Here is a 16,941-nt window from a genome sequence, read left to right as displayed (position 1 = left end):
GCCGGCAAGGCGCTGACCGAACATCCCGACATCAAGGCGATCGGCTTTGTCGGCGAAAGCGCCACCGGCTCCGCGATCATGCGGCAGGGCGCTGCGACGCTGAAGCGCGTGCATTTCGAGCTCGGCGGCAAGAACCCGGTGATCGTGTTCGGCGATGCCGATATCGACCGTGCGCTCGATGCGTGCCTGTTCATGATCTACTCGCTGAACGGCGAGCGCTGCACCTCGTCCAGCCGCGCACTGGTCGAGGCCTCGATCTATGACGAGTTCGCAAGGCGCGCCGCCGAGCGCGTCAAGAAGATCAAGGTCGGCCATCCGCTCGATGCCGCGACCGAGATCGGTCCGCTGATCCATCCGCGCCACGTCGAGAAGGTTCTGAGCTATGTCGGCGCCGCACGCGACGCCGGCGCTACCGTCGCGGTCGGCGGCGGCCGTGCCAATGGCGGCAAGGGCAATTTCGTCGAGCCGACGCTCTATCTCAATGCGCGCAACGACATGAAGATCGCGCAGGAAGAAATCTTCGGCCCGGTCCTCACCATGATCCCGTTCGCCGACGAGAAGGAAGCCGTCGCGCTGGCCAACGACGTGCGCTACGGGCTCGCCGGCTATCTCTGGACGAAGGATGTCGGCCGCGCGCATCGAATGGCGCAGGCGCTGGAGGCCGGCATGATCTGGGTGAATTCGGAGAATGTCCGCCACCTGCCAACGCCGTTCGGCGGCGTGAAATCGTCCGGCATCGGCCGCGACGGCGGTGACTATTCGTTCGACTTCTACATGGAGACGAAGAACATCGCGATCGCGCTCGACAATCACAAGATTCCGAAGATTGGAGCGTGATGATCGTGACTGGAGCGACGCCCTCTCCTCTTTCACCTCTCCCCTTGGGGGAGAGGTCGACGCGCGAAGCGCGGCGGGTGAGGGGACTAGCTCACATTTGCAAACGATAACCCCTCACCCGCCTCGCCGCTACGCGGCTCGGCACCCTCTCCCCCAAGGGGAGAGGGAAAGGAAGTAGACCATGCCCATCCGCAAACCGAACTTCACTCCGCCGTTCAACATCATCCGCGCCAGCCATGTCGAGTTCGGCGTGCGCGACCTTGCCCGCTCCCGCGCCTTCTATGTCGATTGCCTCGGCTATCTGGTGACCGCCGAGGACAAGGACGCGATCTTCCTGCGCGCGGTTGAAGAGCGCAATCACCACTCCATCGTGCTGCGCAAGTCGGCCGACGCCACGATCCCCGCGCTCGGCTTCAAGGTCGCCAGCGAGGAGGATCTCGACCGCGCCGCCTTCTGGTTCGCGCACAAGGGCTACCCGACGTCGTTTCCGGAGATCGAGCATCAGGGCCGGACGCTGCGCACCTGCGACCTGTTCGGCATGCCGCTCGACTTCTATTTCAGGATGGACCAGGCCGATTGCATGCTGCGCAAATATGCCGAGTACAAGGGCGCGCGCATCCAGCGTATCGATCACCTCAACTGCTTCACGCCGGACGTCCAGGCGTCCTACGATTTCTACACCGAACTCGGCTTCCGGCTAACCGAATACACCGAAACCGAAGGGGCCGATCCGAAGCTCTGGGCGGTTTGGATGCATCGCAAGGGCAATGTCCACGACCTCGCCTTCACCAACGGCGCCGGTCCGCGCCTGCATCATATCGGGGTGTGGACCGCAAGCTCGCTCGACATCCTGCACATCTGCGACGTGATGGCGTCATCCGGCTATCTCGACAATATGGAGCGTGGCCCGGGACGCCATGGCATCTCGAATGCGTTCTTCCTCTATATCCGCGATCCGGACGGACACCGCGTCGAGCTTTTCACCTCGGACTATCTGACCGTCGACCCGGACTTCGAACCCTATCGCTGGACGCTGCTGGACAAGCAGCGCCAGACGCTGTGGGGCCACCCGGCGCCGAAATCCTGGTTTGAGGAAGGCTCGACCTTCACCGGCGTGCCGGTCAGGGAGCCCGCGCTGGAGGCGCAGCCGATCGTCGCACGGTAGCGAACGCCGACGGATTCCGTTCACCGACTGTCAAGACTAGGCGACATTTTCTCCGACAAGGGTTGCGGACGTCTCGCGACTCCGCATACTCCGACTGGTCCGTCAGCCGGAGAGTCCGCATGCCCATGCCGCTTGCCGTCCCCCGCATCCTCACGGCGGCAGTTGTGCTGCTCGCCGCGGCGGCAAGTCCTGCCGCAAGTTCGGCTTCCGCCGCGGTGTCGGATCAGGTCAAGCGCGGCGAATATCTCGCCCGCGCCGGAGACTGTTTTTCCTGTCACACGAAGCCCGGCGGCCCGGCGCTTGCCGGCGGGCTGCGCATGGACACGCCGTTCGGTGCGCTGATCACGCCGAACATCACGCCCGATGACGAGACCGGGATCGGCAAATGGACCGCCGACGATCTCTATCGGGCCATGCATGACGGCGTGAACAAGGCCGGCCAGGACCTCTATCCGGTGATGCCCTACACCTTCTTCACCAAGGTGACGCGCGCCGATGTCGACGACATCTACGCCTATCTGCGAACCGTGAAGCCGGTCAGCAATCGCGTCGATGTGAATCAGTTGCGGTTTCCGTTCGACATTCGCCTGACGCAGATGGCGTGGCGCGAATTGTATTTCACCGAAGGCACGTTCGCACCGGATCCCAAGAAGAGCGCGCAGTGGAATCGCGGCGCCTATCTGGTCGAAGGTCTTGGCCATTGCGGCGCCTGTCATTCGCCGCGAACGATCCTGGGCGGCATCAAGCGCGGCGAGCAACTAACCGGCGCGCATGTCGATCATTGGTTCGCGCTGAACCTCACCAGCGATCTGCGGCGCGGCATCGGCAAGTTCAGTGACAAGCAACTCGTCGCCTTTCTCAAGCGCGGCGCGGTCAAGGGCAAGACCACTGCGGTCGGGCCAATGCGCGAGGTGGTCCACAACAGCCTGTCCTATCTGACCGACGACGATCTCATGGCGATTGCGGTCTATCTCAAGTCCCAGCCCGCGCGCGGCAAGCCATCGCCTGTCGCCTCATCCTTCAAGCCGAACGACAAGGCCGCGCATCTCTATCTTAGTCATTGCGCGCCGTGCCATCAGGCCAAGGGTATCGGCATGCCGGGTGCGATCCCGCCGCTTGCAGGAAATCCGGTCGTGCTGGCGCCCGATCCGTCCGACGTGCTCTCGGTCGTGCTCGGCGGCGTCCCGGCGCGCGGCGCATATATGGCGATGCCGTCCTTCGCGAGCCTGCGGAACGACGACATCGCAAACATCGCCAATTATGTGCGCACCAGCTGGGGCAATACCGCGTCGCAGCCGGTTCGCGCGGATAATGTGCAGGCGATCCGGAGCGCGATCGGCCCGGCCGCCATGCCAAAACCGGTGACGCCCGCTCCTGCGAAGCCCGTTGCTGTCACCGCCGCTCCGGCACCGACATCAGCACCCGCACCGACACAACCCTCAGCGGCAATGACGCCCGCGCCCGCAACGGCACCCGCGGTGACGACGAACCCCGCGCCGGCGACACCCCCGCCGGCGGACGCTGCAAAGGATGCTCCGCAACGCGTCGCACAGGCGCCGACTGCGACCAGTGATGGATGGTACACCGCCGACGAAGCCGGCAAGGGCAAGGCGCTGTTCCAGGCCAATTGCCAGGGCTGTCACGGCAGCGAACTCGGCGGCGGTGTCGGACCTGCGCTGAAGGGGCCGTCTTTTGCGGCAACCTGGGGCAACAAGACGCTCGGCGCGCTCGTCACATTCGAGCATTCGAAGATGCCGCTGACGGCGCCGGGCTCGCTGACCTTGCCGGACTACCAGAATCTCGCAGCATTCATCCTGCAGCAGAATGGACTGCCCGCGGGCAGCAAGCCGTTGTCCAGCGGCGCCGACAATGGCCGCGTGCTTGGTCTGAAATGAGCCGGGATTGAAGCGCTCCAGATAGCCCTTCGTCAGACGTTCCGGCAACGGAACTGCGGGGCCGACACCCTGCGGCCTCGCAGCGTTCGGGGCTTGTTTTTTGCGGCGGTGGCGACAATCTGTAACCGATGTCAGTCGCCGATCCCCATGCAGAAGCTGCAAGCGCCACATCGGCCCGGATAGCTTTCGACAACACCTATGCAAGGCTGCCGGAGCGCTTCTACGAGCGCGTCGAGCCGACCCCGGTTGCCGCCCCGCGACTGATCGCGCTCAACGAGGGTCTGGCGCGGACGCTGGGGCTGGATCCTGAATTCCTGAAGAGCCCCGAAGGGGTTGCCGTTCTCGCGGGCAACCGCATTGCCGAAGGTTCGGCGCCGCTCGCGCAGGCCTATGCGGGTCACCAGTTCGGCAATTTCGTTCCGCAACTCGGCGATGGCCGCGCTGTCCTTCTGGGTGAGGTGATCGCGCCCTCCGGCGAACGTTTCGATATCCAGCTCAAGGGCTCGGGCCCGACGCGCTTCTCCCGCCGCGGCGACGGGCGTGCGGCGCTGGGACCGGTCATCCGCGAATATATTGTCAGCGAAGCGATGGCCGCGCTCGGCCTGCCGACCACCCGATCGCTCGCGGCCGTCACCAGCGGCGAGCCGGTGCTGCGGGAGCGCATGCTGCCGGGCGGCGTGCTGACACGCGTCGCGTCCAGCCACCTTCGTGTCGGCACCTTCCAGTATTTCGCGGCCCGCGAGGATATCGAGGGACTGCGGCTGCTCGCGGATTATACCATCAGCCGGCACTATCCCGAGGCCGCGGCGGCTGCGGATCCGTATCTGGCGTTGTTTGAATCCGTTGGCGCGCGGCTGGCCGATCTCGTCGCACGATGGATGCAGATCGGCTTCATCCATGGCGTCCTGAATACCGACAACACGTCCATCGCCGGAGAAACCATCGACTACGGGCCGTGCGCCTTCATGGATGCTTATCATCCCCGCAAGGTGTTCAGTTCGATCGACCGGCAGGGACGTTACGCCTATCAGAACCAGCCCGCGATCGTGCAATGGAATCTGGCGCGGCTGGGCGAATGCCTGCTTCCATTGTTCTCGGACGAACGTGACGCTGTGCTTGCGAAAGCGAACGAAGCGCTCGGCCAGTTCGGAACGGCGTACAAGGCCGCTTATCTGACGGGTTTCCGGCGCAAGCTCGGCCTGTTCGACGCCCGCGCGGACGACGAAGCGCTGATCGTCGATCTACTCACCCGCATGGCCGAAGGCGGCGCCGATTTCACGTTGACCTTCCGCGCGCTGAGTGATGCTGCCGGAAACACGGCAACGGACGATAGCGTGCGCGACCTGTTCGCGAACCCTGCGACCTACGACGCCTGGGCGTTTGTCTGGCGCGAGCGGCTGTCGCGCGAACAGCAATCGCCGCAAGAGCGCAGCGCCGCGATGAAAGCCGTCAATCCGAAATACATTCCGCGCAATCATCGCGTCGAAGCTGCGATCGCCGCGGCCGAGCTGGGGCAGTTCGATCTGTTCGAAGAGCTCAACCGGGTTCTCGCCAAACCGTATGACGACCAGTCCGCCTTCGAGCGCTACGCGGCGCCGCCGCAGCCGGAAGAGGAAGTCACCCAGACCTTCTGCGGGACGTAAGCCTCGTAAGCGGCTGATCTAAATGCCCCGCTCTGCGGAAATGCGGCGCATCCGAACGATACGCCGCATTGCGCTCACATCGCCTTGACGATGTTCTCGGTCATCTTCTTGGCGTCGCCGAGCAGCATCATGGTGTTGTCGCGATAGAACAGCGGATTGTCGATGCCGGCATAGCCCGAGGCAAGCGAGCGCTTGTTGAACATCACGGTGCCGCCCTTCCACACCTGCAGCACCGGCATGCCGTAGATCGGCGACGACGGATCGTCTTCGGCGGCCGGGTTGGTCACGTCGTTCGCACCGATCACATAGATCACGTCGGCCTGCGGGAATTCCGAGTTGATGTCTTCCAGCTCGAACACCTCGTCATAGGGGACGTTGGCCTCCGCCAGCAGCACGTTCATGTGGCCAGGCATGCGGCCCGCGACCGGATGGATCGCGTATTTGACCTCGACGCCTTCCTTCTTGAGATGGTCGGCGAGTTCGCGCAGCGCGTGCTGCGCCTGCGCCACCGCCATGCCGTAGCCCGGCACGATGATGACCTTGCCGGCATTCTTCATGATGTAGGCGGCGTCTTCCGCAGATCCCAGCTTCACCGGCTTCTGCTCGCCGCCACCGGCAGGGCCCGCCACCTCGCCGCCGAAGCCGCCCAGGATGACCGAGATGAAGCTGCGGTTCATGCCCTTGCACATGATGTAGGACAGGATCGCACCGGACGAGCCGACCAGCGCACCGGTGATGATCAGCGCCGAATTGCCGAGCGTGAAGCCGATGCCGGCCGCGGCCCAGCCGGAATACGAGTTCAGCATCGAGATCACGACCGGCATGTCGGCGCCGCCGATCGGGATGATGATGAGCACGCCGAACAGGAGCGAGGCTGCGACCAGCAGCCAGAACGCCGCGTAGCTCTCGGTTCGCGCAAGCCAGACGATCAGGATCACGATCGCCACCGCCAGCCCGATATTGATGGCGTGGCGCGCCGGCAGCATGATCGGCGCGCCGCTCATGCGGCCGGACAGCTTCATGAAGGCGATGATCGAACCGGTGAAGGTGATGGCGCCGATCGCGGTGCCGAGCGACATCTCGACGAGGCTCGCGCCCTTGATGGCGCCGACGCTGCCGATGTCGAAGGCGGCCGGCGCATAGAGCGCACCCGCCGCCACCAGCACCGCCGCCATGCCGACCAGCGAATGGAAGGCCGCGACCAGTTCCGGCATCGAGGTCATCGGCACCTTGCGCGCGATCACCGCGCCGATGCCGCCACCGATGGCGATCCCGAGGATCACGAAAAGCCATGCGACCGCGCCGGACGGCGGATGCGCGGCGAGCGTGGTGAGAATGGCAATCGCCATGCCCACCATGCCGAACGTGTTGCCCTGCCGGCTGGTTTCCGGCGACGACAGCCCGCGCAAGGACAGGATGAACAGGACACCCGCGACGAGATAGAGGAGCGCTGCGATGTTGGGGCTCATGCCGCGCTCACTTCTTTTCCTTCTTCTGGTACATCGCCAGCATGCGCTGCGTGACCAGGAAGCCGCCGAAAATATTGATCGAAGCAAACACCAGCGCGATGAAGCCGAGGATGCGCGCAATCATCGAACCCGATTCGATGATCGGCACCCCGACGGCGAGCAGCGCGCCGACCACGATCACGGACGAGATCGCGTTGGTCACCGACATCAGCGGAGTGTGCAAGGCCGGCGTCACCGACCACACCACGTAATAGCCGACGAAAACCGCCATCACGAAGATCGAGAACTGGAAGACGAAGGGATCGACATGGTCCATGAGTGGCGCCCCTCAGCCCTTCGGCTGGAAATTCGGATGCACGACCTTGCCGTCGCGCGTGAGCAGCGTACCCTTGACGATCTCGTCGTCCCAGTTGATCGCCAGCTTCTTCTCTTTCTTGTCGATCAGGCTTTCGAGGAAGGTCAGGAGGTTCTTCGCATAGAGCGCCGAAGACGATGCCGCGAGACGTCCCGGCACGTTGAGATGGCCGACGATCTTGACGCCGTCGACGGTCACGACCTCGCCCGGCTTCGCGCCCTCGACATTGCCGCCGCGCTCGACCGCGAGATCGATAATGACGGAGCCCGGCCGCATCGATGCCACCATCTCTTTCGAAACCAGCTTCGGCGCCGGCCGCCCGGGGATCAGCGCCGTGGTGATGACGATGTCCTGCTTCTTGATGTGGTCGGCGATCAGCGCGGCCTGCTTGGCCTGATACTCTTTCGACATTTCCTTGGCGTAGCCGCCTGCGGTCTCGGCCTGCTTGAATTCGTCGTCCTCGACGGCGATGAATTTCGCGCCCAGGCTCTGCACCTGCTCCTTCACCGCCGGCCGCACGTCGGTTGCGGTCACGATCGCGCCGAGGCGGCGCGCGGTGGCAATCGCCTGCAGGCCGGCGACACCGACGCCCATGATGAAGGCCTTGGCGGCCGGCACGGTGCCGGCCGGGGTCATCATCATCGGAAGCGCGCGGCCATATTCCGCCGCGGCGTCGACCACAGCCCGATAGCCGGCAAGGTTCGCCTGGCTCGACAGCACGTCCATGGACTGCGCGCGGGTGATGCGCGGCATCAGTTCCATGGCGAAGCTGGTCACGCCCGCATTCGCCATCGCGTTGAGCGCGGCATCGTTGCCGTAGGGGTCCATGAGGGCGACGACGATGGCGCCCTGCTTGTAGTCGATGATTTCGTCGGCGCGAGGACGCCGCACCCGGAGCACGATATCGGCGTCCCGGACTGCATCCTTGGAAAGGCTCGCGCCGGCAGCTTCGTATTCCGCATCGGCGACGCCAGACTTGAGCCCGGCGCCCGGCTCGACGGCGACCTCGGCACCAAGCCCGACCAATTTTTTGACGGTTTCCGGCGTACCCGCAACACGCGGCTCTGCCTTATCGGACTCCGCAGCAACCGCGATTTTCATTTGGCCCCCCGGCCGCACATTCCGACATCAGACCAGGAAATAGGCCATCAGAACGAGGATCACCACCACACTGATGACGCCCCATTTCGTCAAGGTCAGGAACGTCTCATAGGTCCGCTCGTGTTCCTTGTAGTCGTTGCCGTCGGCGGTGGTGTAGGCAACCTCGCTATGGTCGGCCATCAAAGTCCCCGTGGAAACAGAATTCGGACTATCGGTTACCGCAATTGGGGTTTGGGGGCAACGGCAGGAAAGCCGCAAGCAGGCGGTGATCCTCAGGCCGCCGGAAGCGGAAGGCCGGCCCGGTCGAGCGCGGCGGACTGTCGCTCCGCCACTTGCGACAATGAGAAATTCTGGATCGCCTCGTTGAACAGGCGGTAAAAATTCAGTTCGGCATGCAGATGGAGGAAGACGCCGCCGAGCCCGATGGCGGCGCGATCCATGAACACGAACTCCCGCGGCACCGTCACCGGCCCCTTCTCCTTCAGGGCCTGGTGGACGCGGAAGGCCTCGCGCCGCCCGTATTCCCCCGGCTTGACGCCATCGGCGATGCTGCGGACCCGGTCGTCCAGCAATGGCCCATAAATGAACCGCGCCCAGATATTGAGGATATCGATCAGTTCGCGGGTGAGATTGCGGAAGCCCCATGTCTCATAAGCGTGGACCACCCGCGCGTCGTCGTTGTCGCGCAGCCCGTGATACAGATCGACCACGCCACCGACGAAGCGTGGCGGGAATATCCGGATACAGCCGTAATCGAGCAGATTGATCCCGCCGGGCACGCCGCCGTCCTCGAACACGCTGTAATTGCCGAGATGCGGGTCGCCATGGATGACACCGAAGCGGCTGAACGGAAACCACCAGGCGGTGAACATCGCCTGCGCCAGCCGGTTGCGGTCTTCCAACGGCGCATCCTTGAAAGACAACATGCGCTTGCCCTCAAGCCAGTCGAGGGTGAGAAGCCGGGAGGTCGAGAGCTCGGACCACACGCGCGGCACCCGGATCAGATCCGTATCCGCAAGCATCTCGCGATACAGCGCAACATGCTTGGCCTCGCGCTCGTAATCCAGTTCTTCGCGGATGCGCTCGCCGATCTCCTTGTTGATCTCGGAGGTATCGATCGCAGGCTCCATGCGCCGGTGCAGCGCGAACAGCAGGTTGAGCTGCTTCAGATCGGCTTCCACCGCCGACTGCATGTCCGCATATTGCAGTTTGCATGCGAGCCAGGTGCCGTCATGCGCGCGCGCCTTGTGCACCTGCCCGAGCGATGCGGCGGCCGCCGGCTTGTGTTCGAACTCAGCGAATTTCGATTGCCAGTCGGCGCCCAGCTCCGCAATCATGCGCCGCTTGACGAAGGCCCAGCCCATCGGCGGCGCCTCGCTCTGCAGCTTGGTCAGTTCGGCGGCATATTCGGCGGGCAACGCATCGGGAATGGTGGACAAGAGCTGCGCCACCTTCATGATCGGGCCCTTCAGCCCGCCGAGCGCGGCCGCAAGCTGGGCTGCATTCTTGCCGCGATCGAGATCGAGACCGAAAAGCCGCGCGCCCGCGATCCGCGCGGCAACGCCGCCGACATCGGTTCCCACGCGGGCATACCGGCGGGCGCGGGCTGAGAAACGGTTGGCTTCGGAATCCGACATTGCAGGAGAGCTAGGTATTCGCGGGAGCGCTTGCCAGTGCCGCTGTTTGCGCAGCAGAGCCGTTGCCCGTCACGCCGCGGGCCAGTTGTCCCGGATCCAGCGCGTCAGGCCTTCTTCCGCCACCTCTCCGGCGGCAAGCGAGAGGATCATGGCGGTGGCATGAGCCGGGTCCGGTGCAAACGGAACACCATTCAATCGCAAAAACACGACAAGCGAATGGAAGGCAATGCGTTTGTTGCCGTCGACGAACGGGTGATTGCGGGCCAGCCCAAATGCATAAGACGCCGCGAGCGACGCCAGGTCGCATTCGCCGTAGTGCCACCGATTTTGCGGCCGCGCCAAGGCTGACTCAAGCATGCCCACGTCACGAATCCCGTTCGGCCCGCCGAACAAGGCGAGCTGCTCGGAATGCATGTCGATGATGGTGTCCCGTTCGAGCCAAATCGGCTCGGTCATTTTGCAAGGGCCCGGAACGTGTCCTGATATTCGTCCATCACCTCCCGGGCGATCCGCATCGCCTCTGCGTGCTTCGGATCGTAGGGGCTGAGCTTGAAGCCGCGTTCCGGCTCTTCGGTGAGATGGAGCTTGTCGCCCTCTTTCAACTTCAGGCGCGCAAGCAATTCCTTCGGCAAAATCAGACCGACCGAATTACCGATCTTCCGAATCTGGATCACTTCGGTCTCGACTTGCTCTTTCGAGACGGGTTTGTTCACGGCGCCCTCCATCGTCATACATTCTGTATAACACCCTGTATAACACCGTTTTACAAAACGTACAACAACCTCACACGGTCCGATCCAGCGCCTCCAGCTCGCCGATCAGCCGCTCGATGACCCCCAGCCCGCCCTGCCAGAAATGCGGGTCGCGGGCATCGAGCCCGAACGGCTTCAGCAATTCCGAATGGTGCTTGGTGCCGCCGGCAGCGAGCATTGCCAGATAGCGATCGGCAAATCCGGCATCCGCTTTCTCGTAGACCGCATAGAGCGAGTTCACCAGGCAATCGCCGAAGGCATAGGCGTAGACGTAGAACGGCGAATGGACGAAGTGCGGGATATAGGCCCAGAACACTTCGTAGCCCGGCATCAATTCGATCGACGGCCCGAGGCTTTCACGCTGCACTTCGAGCCAGATCTCGCCGATACGCTCGGCGGTGAGTTCGCCGTTCTTGCGCTCGGTATGGACGCGCCGCTCGAACGTGTAGAACGCGATCTGACGGACCACGGTGTTGATCATGTCCTCGACCTTGGACGCGAGCATCGCCTTGCGTTCGACCGGGTTGTCGATCATTCCCAGCAGCCGCTTGAAGGTCAGCATCTCGCCGAACACGCTTGCGGTTTCGGCGAGCGTCAGCGGCGTCGGCGCCATCAACGGCCCGTTGGGCGCCGCCAGCACCTGATGCACGCCGTGGCCGAGTTCATGCGCTAGCGTCATCACATCGCGCGGCTTGCCCTGATAATTGAGCAGCACGTATGGATGCGCCGATGGTACGGTCGGATGCGCGAAAGCGCCCGGCGCCTTGCCGGGGCGCACCGGCGCATCGATCCAGCGATCGTCGAAAAACCGCTGCGCGATCTTCGCCATGACCGGCGAGAATGTGCCGTAGGCTCCAAGCACCGTCTCGCGCGCTTCCGGCCAGGGGATGGTGCGCATCTTCACTTCCGGAAGCGGAGCGTTGCGATCCCAATGCGGCAAGCGCTCCTTGCCGAACCACTTCGCTTTCAGCGCGTAGTAACGATGCGACAGCTTCGGATAGGCCGCCTGCACCGACGACACCAGTGCGTCGACGACCTCGCGCTCGACGCGATTCGACAGATGGCGCGCATCGGCGACGTCGGCAAAGCCGCGCCAGCGGTCGGAGATATCCTTGTCCTTAGCGAGTGTATTGGTGATCAGAGAAAAGGTGCGCACGTTCTTCTTGAACGTCTCCGCCAGCGCTTCCGCCGCCGCCTTGCGCTTCTTCTCGTCGGTATCCTGCAGCAGGCTGAGCGTCGGTTCGATCGCAAGCTCTTGCCCGCTCACCTTGAAGCGAAGACCCGAAATGGTTTCGTCGAACAGACGATTCCAGGCGGACGACGCGCTGACCGACTTTTCATGAAACAATTGCTCGATCCGGTCGTCGAGCTGATAGGGCTTTTCCTTGCGAAGGTCCTCGATCCACGGCCGGTAGTGACCGAGCGCGGGATCGGCCATCGCCTGCTCGATCAGTTCGTCGTCGATGCGATTGAGTTCGAGCGCGAAGAAAAGCAGATGCAGCGAGATCGCGGTGATGCGCTCCTGCACGTCGCCGTAGAATTTCGCGATGTTGGGGTCGGCGGTGTTACCAGTATAGACCAGCATCGCATACGAGAGCAGGCGCCCCAGCAGATCCTCGATCGCCTCGTAGCGCCGCACCGGCTCGGCCAGCGATTGTCCGGCATGCGCGCCGGCCGCAAGTTCCTGGAGCCGGCCTTTGTAGGCCTTCTCGAACGCCGTGCACTCGGTCTCGGCGCGATCCAGATCGCGTTTGAATTCCGGCGCGTCGATCGAGCGATAGAGATCCGCAAGATTCCATTCCGGCAATGGACCGAGGTCTGCCGCGCCGGTCTTCTTGACAGGCTGGACAGCGGATTTGCGGGATTTCGCGGCGGGAGCGTCAGCGGCGGCTTTTGGCGGCATGAACGGGTAATTTCACCTTGTTTGTCGGCCGCCATCATATCGCGACTCGGCCCCGGTTCTGCAACGGTGCAGGTGGCGCCATAACGTCACGATTTCGGTCCGAAGCGCTTCAAATGCCTGTCGCTCTCGCGTAGTTTCCGCGCCGCCATGCGGCCGCGGCATACCGGCGTCGCAGGGCCTTTGAAGGGAATTTGATCGATGAACCGCAAGGAACGGCGCGCCGCGAAAAAAATGGCAGGCCCGGCGATTACGCCGATGGCCGCGACCTTGGCGCAGGCCTTTCATGCGCACCAGGCGGGACACCGCTCCGACGCCGAGCGGTTGTATCGCGACGTGCTGGCGATCGAGCCCCGCAATCACGGTGCGTTGCATCTGCTCGGCGCGCTGATGCATCAGTCGGGACGCAGCGAGGAGGCGGTCTCGCTGATCCGCCAGGCGATCGCGATCGATCCGCGGAATCCGGATTACCATTACAATTTGGGATTCACACTCAACGCTTCCGGGCGCATGGCGGAAGCGATCGAGCCATTGTCGAAGGCGATTGCGCTGAAGCCGCAATATCCGGAGGCGCATTTCGAGCTCGGCAACGCCCATGCCCGCGCCGGCCAGTTCGACGCTGCGGAAAAGAGCTTGCGGCGCGCGCTGGATTTGCAACCCGCCAATGCCGGCATCATGAACAATCTCGGCCGCGTACTGCTCGCGATCGGAAGACCCGAAGACGCCGCCGCGATCTGGCAGCGCGCGGTGACGCTGCAGCCGGACCTGGCGATGCTGCATCTCAATATCGGCATGGTGCGTGCCCGGCAGAACCGGCTGGACGAGGCGGAGCAAAGCCTGCGCCGCGCGCTTGCGGTTCAGGCGGATTATCCCGAGGCAGTGCAGCAGCTCGCCGCCGTGATGTTGCGCCGGGACCGGGCGCATGAAGCGCTGCCGCTGCTCGCGCAAGCTTTGTCCCGCGCCGAGTCCGCCGAAATTAAGGCCACGTTCGCGCAGTGCCTTCTCGCGGCTCAGGAGCTTCGCCCTGATGCGGCGCTGCGCGATCTGTTCCGCCGTGCGATCGAGGAGGCCTGGGCGCGGCCGGCCCTGCTGGCGCCTCTGGGCACACTCATTCTGAAGGCGCATCCGGCGATCGGTGCAGCGATCCGACGCGTCGCCGGGCAATGGGGCAAAGTGCCGGCCGCTCAACTGCTGCCGACCGGCGCGGAGATCGATGCCGTCGCGCAGGAGCCTTTGGTCAGGTCTGTGCTGGAGGCCGCGCCGAATTGCGACATCGAGTTCGAGCGATTTCTGACCGTCCTGCGTGCCGGGATGCTTGAGCGCGCGCGAAGCGGCGATGCGGTCGGCAAGAAGACGCTTGATCTCTATGCCGCACTCGCCCGGCAATGCTTCATCAATGAATACATATTCGTCGAGACGGAGGACGAGCGGCAGCGCGTTCACGCGTTACAGACGGCAATCGGCAGCGCACTGCGCAAGCGTGAATCGGCCGCGATCCCGCAGCTTGCCGAGCCAATTCCGGCATTGCAGCTGGTCGCGCTTGCGGCCTATCGGCCGCTGCACAGCCTGGAGGGAGCCGCTTCACTCGCGAGCAGAAGCTGGCCGCCCTCGGTCTCGGCCTTGCTGCAGCAGCAGGTCGACGCTCCCCTGCGGGAGATCGCGCTCCGTGACGCATTGCCCTCGCTGACGCCGATCGACGCGCAAACCGAGGACACGGAGCAACAGGGTGCGTCACCACGCTGGATCAAGGCAACGTCCACCCTGCAGGCGCGTTCGGTCCCGGATGTCGTGCAAGGCTATCTGCCGTTTGCCCGGCCGCTGCCGCGCGATGGAGCGGCCAATCCGGACGTGCTGATCGCGGGCTGTGGCAGCGGCGAATCCGCAATCGAGGCCGCCCTCTCCTATCGCGATGCGCGCGTGCTGGCAGTCGACGAGAATGCGGAGAATCTCGCCTATGGCAGCCGCCAGGCGCAATCGCTCAATCTGCAGCGGATCGAATTCGCGCGCGCCGACCTCACGAAGCTCGCCGCGACCGGCCGCAGCTTCGATGTCATCGAAGCCAGCGGCCTGATGTATCATGCTGATCCGGAGGCTGCCTTGGACGCACTGATTGCGCTTCTGCGGCCCGGCGGCGTGATGCGGATCAGGCTGCTCGGCGAGGCAGCAACCCGGGTTCTGGCTGCGGCGCACGACTTTGCTCAGCAGGGAAATTATCAGCCCGACGCCGAAGGCATCCGCCTGTTGCGGCAGAATCTGCTGCGGCAGCCCGCCGGCAATCCGGCCGAAGCAGCCACGCTGAGCACCGGGTTCTTCGCTACCGGCACCTGCCGCGCGCTGTTTTTCGGAGCGCAGGGGCAACGGCTCACATTCCCGGAGATGCAAGCCTTTGTGAACGCCAACGGCCTCGAACTGCTGGGGATCGAAACCACCCAAGACCTGCAGGACGCATTCGCCGCCCGCTTTCCGGATCCGGCGGCGCGAACCGATCTTTCGGCATGGCATGCCTTCGAGCGCGAGCATCCCGGCATGTTCGCGTCCCTCTGGCTGCGCAAGCCACAGCCGGATGACGCGCGAGATCCGGTGGCTTAATGAGCTGTTAAGTCATACGGCCGAGAGTGCCCCGAAACGGCACAGCCGAGGGGATTGTATGCCCGAGCGTATTCTCGTCGTGGACGACGATCCGGTTCAGCGTCGGCTGATCGAGAACATGGTGCGTAAATTTGGCTACGAGGCGATCGTCGCCGAAGGCGGCGACCAGGCCGCGCGTATCCTGACCAGCGACGAGGCCGGGCGCATCGATTGCGTCATCCTCGACCTGGTAATGCCCGATCTCGACGGCTTCGGCCTGCTCGCGCGCATGCGCAGCGAGGATATCGCGATCCCGGTGATCGTGCAGACCGCCCATGGCGGCATCGACAACGTCATCTCGGCGATGCGGGCCGGCGCGTCCGATTTCGTGGTCAAGCCCGCGAGCCCGGAACGGCTGCAGGTGTCGTTGAAGAACGCGCTGACCCAGAGCGCGCTTGCCGGCGAATTGCAGCGCATGAAGCGCAGCCGCACCGGCACGCTGACCTTCCGCGACATCATCACCCGCAGCACCGCCATGGGCAGCGTGCTGCGCCAGGCGGAAAAGGCCGCGGCATCGAATATTCCGGTGCTGGTCGAGGGCGAATCCGGCGTCGGCAAGGAAATGATCGCGCGCGCCATTCACGGCAGCGGCGCACGGCGGACCAAACCGTTCGTGGCGGTCAATTGCGGCGCGATTCCTGACAATCTGGTGGAGTCGATCCTGTTCGGTCACGAACGCGGCGCGTTCACCGGTGCCTCCGAGCGCCATATCGGCAAGTTCGCGGAGGCCGATGGCGGCACCCTGTTTCTGGACGAGGTCGGCGAATTGCCGCCGACGGCGCAGGTCAAGCTGCTGCGGGCGCTGCAGGAGGGCGAGATCGAGCCGGTCGGCGCGCGCAAGAGCATGCATGTCGATGTGCGGATTATTTCAGCCACCAATCGCAACCTGATCGCCGATGTGAAATCCGGCCGCTTCCGCGAAGACCTGTTCTACCGCCTGCATGTGTTTCCGATCTCGGTGCCGCCGCTGCGTGCGCGTAGCGAGGACATCCCCGACCTGGTCCGCCATTTCCTGGTCCGCTTCTGCGCGGAAGAGGGCAAGCCGGTGAAGCTGGTATCCGGCGACGCCATGGCGCTGCTGCGGAATGCCCCGTGGCCCGGCAACGTGCGCCAGCTCGAGAATGCGATGTTCCGCGCCGTGGTCCTGGCCGAAAATGAAGAGATCGGGCCCCAGGAATTCCCCCAGCTTGTCGCGCGCCATGCCGCGACCGAGGCGTCCACGGCGACCCTGGTACCGGACGGCGGCGAGATGCAGATCGACGGCGCCCAGCCGCTGGTGGTGGAGACCGCCCCGTATTTCGCACCGGACCGGTTGGCCCTGCTCGACGACGTGTCGCAGATGCGCCCGCTGGACGAACTGGAGGCCGAGATCATCCGCTTCGCCATCGCCCATTACCGCGGGCAGATGTCGGAAGTCGCCCGCAGGCTGCGAATCGGCCGATCCACCCTGTACCGCAAGCTGGAGGCGCTCCAGCTTTCGGAGCATGATCCGCGAGATACTGACGACCCCGTTGCGGCAGGGTAACATCTGCGCCGAATCTCGCTTTCTGGAATGGCGA

General features: G+C 64.2%; 14 protein-coding genes. 6 read left to right on the top strand and 8 right to left on the bottom strand.

From position 1 onward, the window contains the following. The 4 genes from AC5I5I_RS22805 to AC5I5I_RS22790 all read left to right on the top strand — a co-directional run. On the top strand, positions 1-837 hold an 837-nt coding region (locus AC5I5I_RS22805), incomplete at its 5' end, for an aldehyde dehydrogenase family protein (protein ID WP_495976900.1). 181 nt (positions 838-1,018) lie between these two features. Further along, the gene (gene hpaD, locus AC5I5I_RS22800; RefSeq protein ID WP_495976898.1) at positions 1,019-2,002 is read left to right on the top strand and encodes a 3,4-dihydroxyphenylacetate 2,3-dioxygenase; all 984 of its coding nucleotides are present in this window, start codon (positions 1,019-1,021) and stop codon (positions 2,000-2,002) included. Between the two features lie 119 nt (positions 2,003-2,121). Next, entirely contained in the window at positions 2,122-3,897 is a 1,776-nt protein-coding gene (locus tag AC5I5I_RS22795) for a c-type cytochrome (protein ID WP_495976896.1), read from the top strand. 128 nt (positions 3,898-4,025) lie between these two features. Then, positions 4,026-5,540 carry a protein adenylyltransferase SelO gene (locus AC5I5I_RS22790; protein ID WP_495976894.1) on the top strand — a complete coding sequence of 505 codons (1,515 nt, stop codon included), beginning with the start codon at positions 4,026-4,028 and terminating at the stop codon, positions 5,538-5,540. A gap of 74 nt (positions 5,541-5,614) precedes the next feature. Here the strand turns inward: AC5I5I_RS22790 and AC5I5I_RS22785 are convergent, their stop codons facing one another. The 8 genes from AC5I5I_RS22785 to AC5I5I_RS22750 all read right to left on the bottom strand — a co-directional run bounded on the left by AC5I5I_RS22785 (position 5,615) and on the right by AC5I5I_RS22750 (position 12,757). Beyond that, positions 5,615-7,009, bottom strand: coding sequence for an NAD(P)(+) transhydrogenase (Re/Si-specific) subunit beta (locus AC5I5I_RS22785; protein WP_495976892.1), 1,395 nt, complete (start codon positions 7,007-7,009; stop codon positions 5,615-5,617). A gap of 7 nt (positions 7,010-7,016) precedes the next feature. Beyond that, entirely contained in the window at positions 7,017-7,325 is a 309-nt protein-coding gene (locus AC5I5I_RS22780) for a proton-translocating transhydrogenase family protein (RefSeq protein WP_495976890.1), read from the bottom strand. 12 nt (positions 7,326-7,337) lie between these two features. Next, positions 7,338-8,465: a Re/Si-specific NAD(P)(+) transhydrogenase subunit alpha gene (locus tag AC5I5I_RS22775; RefSeq protein ID WP_495976888.1), complete on the bottom strand. Its 1,128-nt coding sequence runs from the start codon at positions 8,463-8,465 to the stop codon at positions 7,338-7,340. A gap of 27 nt (positions 8,466-8,492) precedes the next feature. After that, a complete protein-coding gene (locus AC5I5I_RS22770) occupies positions 8,493-8,645 on the bottom strand; it encodes an aa3-type cytochrome c oxidase subunit IV (protein ID WP_495976886.1) in 153 nt (50 codons plus the stop codon). A gap of 92 nt (positions 8,646-8,737) precedes the next feature. After that, complete coding sequence (locus tag AC5I5I_RS22765; protein ID WP_495976884.1) at positions 8,738-10,102, bottom strand: ABC1 kinase family protein; 1,365 nt, start codon at positions 10,100-10,102, stop codon at positions 8,738-8,740. A gap of 69 nt (positions 10,103-10,171) precedes the next feature. Then, positions 10,172-10,558, bottom strand: a complete 387-nt coding sequence (locus tag AC5I5I_RS22760; RefSeq protein WP_495976882.1) for a type II toxin-antitoxin system death-on-curing family toxin — start codon at positions 10,556-10,558, stop codon at positions 10,172-10,174. After that, the gene (locus AC5I5I_RS22755) at positions 10,555-10,827 is read right to left on the bottom strand and encodes an AbrB/MazE/SpoVT family DNA-binding domain-containing protein (RefSeq protein WP_495976880.1); all 273 of its coding nucleotides are present in this window, start codon (positions 10,825-10,827) and stop codon (positions 10,555-10,557) included. Before AC5I5I_RS22755 ends, AC5I5I_RS22760 begins: the two co-directional genes overlap by 4 nt. A gap of 58 nt (positions 10,828-10,885) precedes the next feature. Continuing rightward, entirely contained in the window at positions 10,886-12,757 is a 1,872-nt protein-coding gene (locus AC5I5I_RS22750) for a M3 family oligoendopeptidase (RefSeq protein WP_495976878.1), read from the bottom strand. 198 nt (positions 12,758-12,955) lie between these two features. On the opposite strand from AC5I5I_RS22750, the gene AC5I5I_RS22745 reads away from it, so the two are divergent. Next, positions 12,956-15,343 (top strand): tetratricopeptide repeat protein, encoded by a 2,388-nt coding sequence (locus AC5I5I_RS22745; RefSeq protein WP_495976876.1) that lies wholly within the window; start codon positions 12,956-12,958, stop codon positions 15,341-15,343. Positions 15,344-15,401: 58 nt separating this feature from the next. Beyond that, the gene (locus tag AC5I5I_RS22740; RefSeq protein ID WP_495976874.1) at positions 15,402-16,907 is read left to right on the top strand and encodes a sigma-54-dependent transcriptional regulator; all 1,506 of its coding nucleotides are present in this window, start codon (positions 15,402-15,404) and stop codon (positions 16,905-16,907) included. Positions 16,908-16,941: the final 34 nt, after the last annotated feature.

The organism is Pseudorhodoplanes sp., from assembly GCF_059499825.1.
The sequence above is the reverse complement of the archived record's forward strand: the minus strand, read 5'-3'. Positions and strand labels throughout refer to the sequence as shown.

Excerpts from the sequence above, each read along its gene's own strand:
- hpaD (WP_495976898.1), top strand. The coding sequence starts at position 1,019 with ATGCCCATCCGCAAACCGAACTTCACTCCGCCGTTCAACATCATCCGC.
- AC5I5I_RS22795 (WP_495976896.1), top strand. The coding sequence starts at position 2,122 with ATGCCCATGCCGCTTGCCGTCCCCCGCATCCTCACGGCGGCAGTTGTG.
- AC5I5I_RS22790 (WP_495976894.1), top strand. The coding sequence starts at position 4,026 with ATGTCAGTCGCCGATCCCCATGCAGAAGCTGCAAGCGCCACATCGGCC.
- AC5I5I_RS22785 (WP_495976892.1), bottom strand. The coding sequence starts at position 7,009 with ATGAGCCCCAACATCGCAGCGCTCCTCTATCTCGTCGCGGGTGTCCTG.
- AC5I5I_RS22780 (WP_495976890.1), bottom strand. The coding sequence starts at position 7,325 with ATGGACCATGTCGATCCCTTCGTCTTCCAGTTCTCGATCTTCGTGATG.
- AC5I5I_RS22775 (WP_495976888.1), bottom strand. The coding sequence starts at position 8,465 with ATGAAAATCGCGGTTGCTGCGGAGTCCGATAAGGCAGAGCCGCGTGTT.
- AC5I5I_RS22770 (WP_495976886.1), bottom strand. The coding sequence starts at position 8,645 with ATGGCCGACCATAGCGAGGTTGCCTACACCACCGCCGACGGCAACGAC.
- AC5I5I_RS22765 (WP_495976884.1), bottom strand. The coding sequence starts at position 10,102 with ATGTCGGATTCCGAAGCCAACCGTTTCTCAGCCCGCGCCCGCCGGTAT.
- AC5I5I_RS22760 (WP_495976882.1), bottom strand. The coding sequence starts at position 10,558 with ATGACCGAGCCGATTTGGCTCGAACGGGACACCATCATCGACATGCAT.
- AC5I5I_RS22755 (WP_495976880.1), bottom strand. The coding sequence starts at position 10,827 with ATGGAGGGCGCCGTGAACAAACCCGTCTCGAAAGAGCAAGTCGAGACC.
- AC5I5I_RS22750 (WP_495976878.1), bottom strand. The coding sequence starts at position 12,757 with ATGCCGCCAAAAGCCGCCGCTGACGCTCCCGCCGCGAAATCCCGCAAA.
- AC5I5I_RS22745 (WP_495976876.1), top strand. The coding sequence starts at position 12,956 with ATGAACCGCAAGGAACGGCGCGCCGCGAAAAAAATGGCAGGCCCGGCG.
- AC5I5I_RS22740 (WP_495976874.1), top strand. The coding sequence starts at position 15,402 with ATGCCCGAGCGTATTCTCGTCGTGGACGACGATCCGGTTCAGCGTCGG.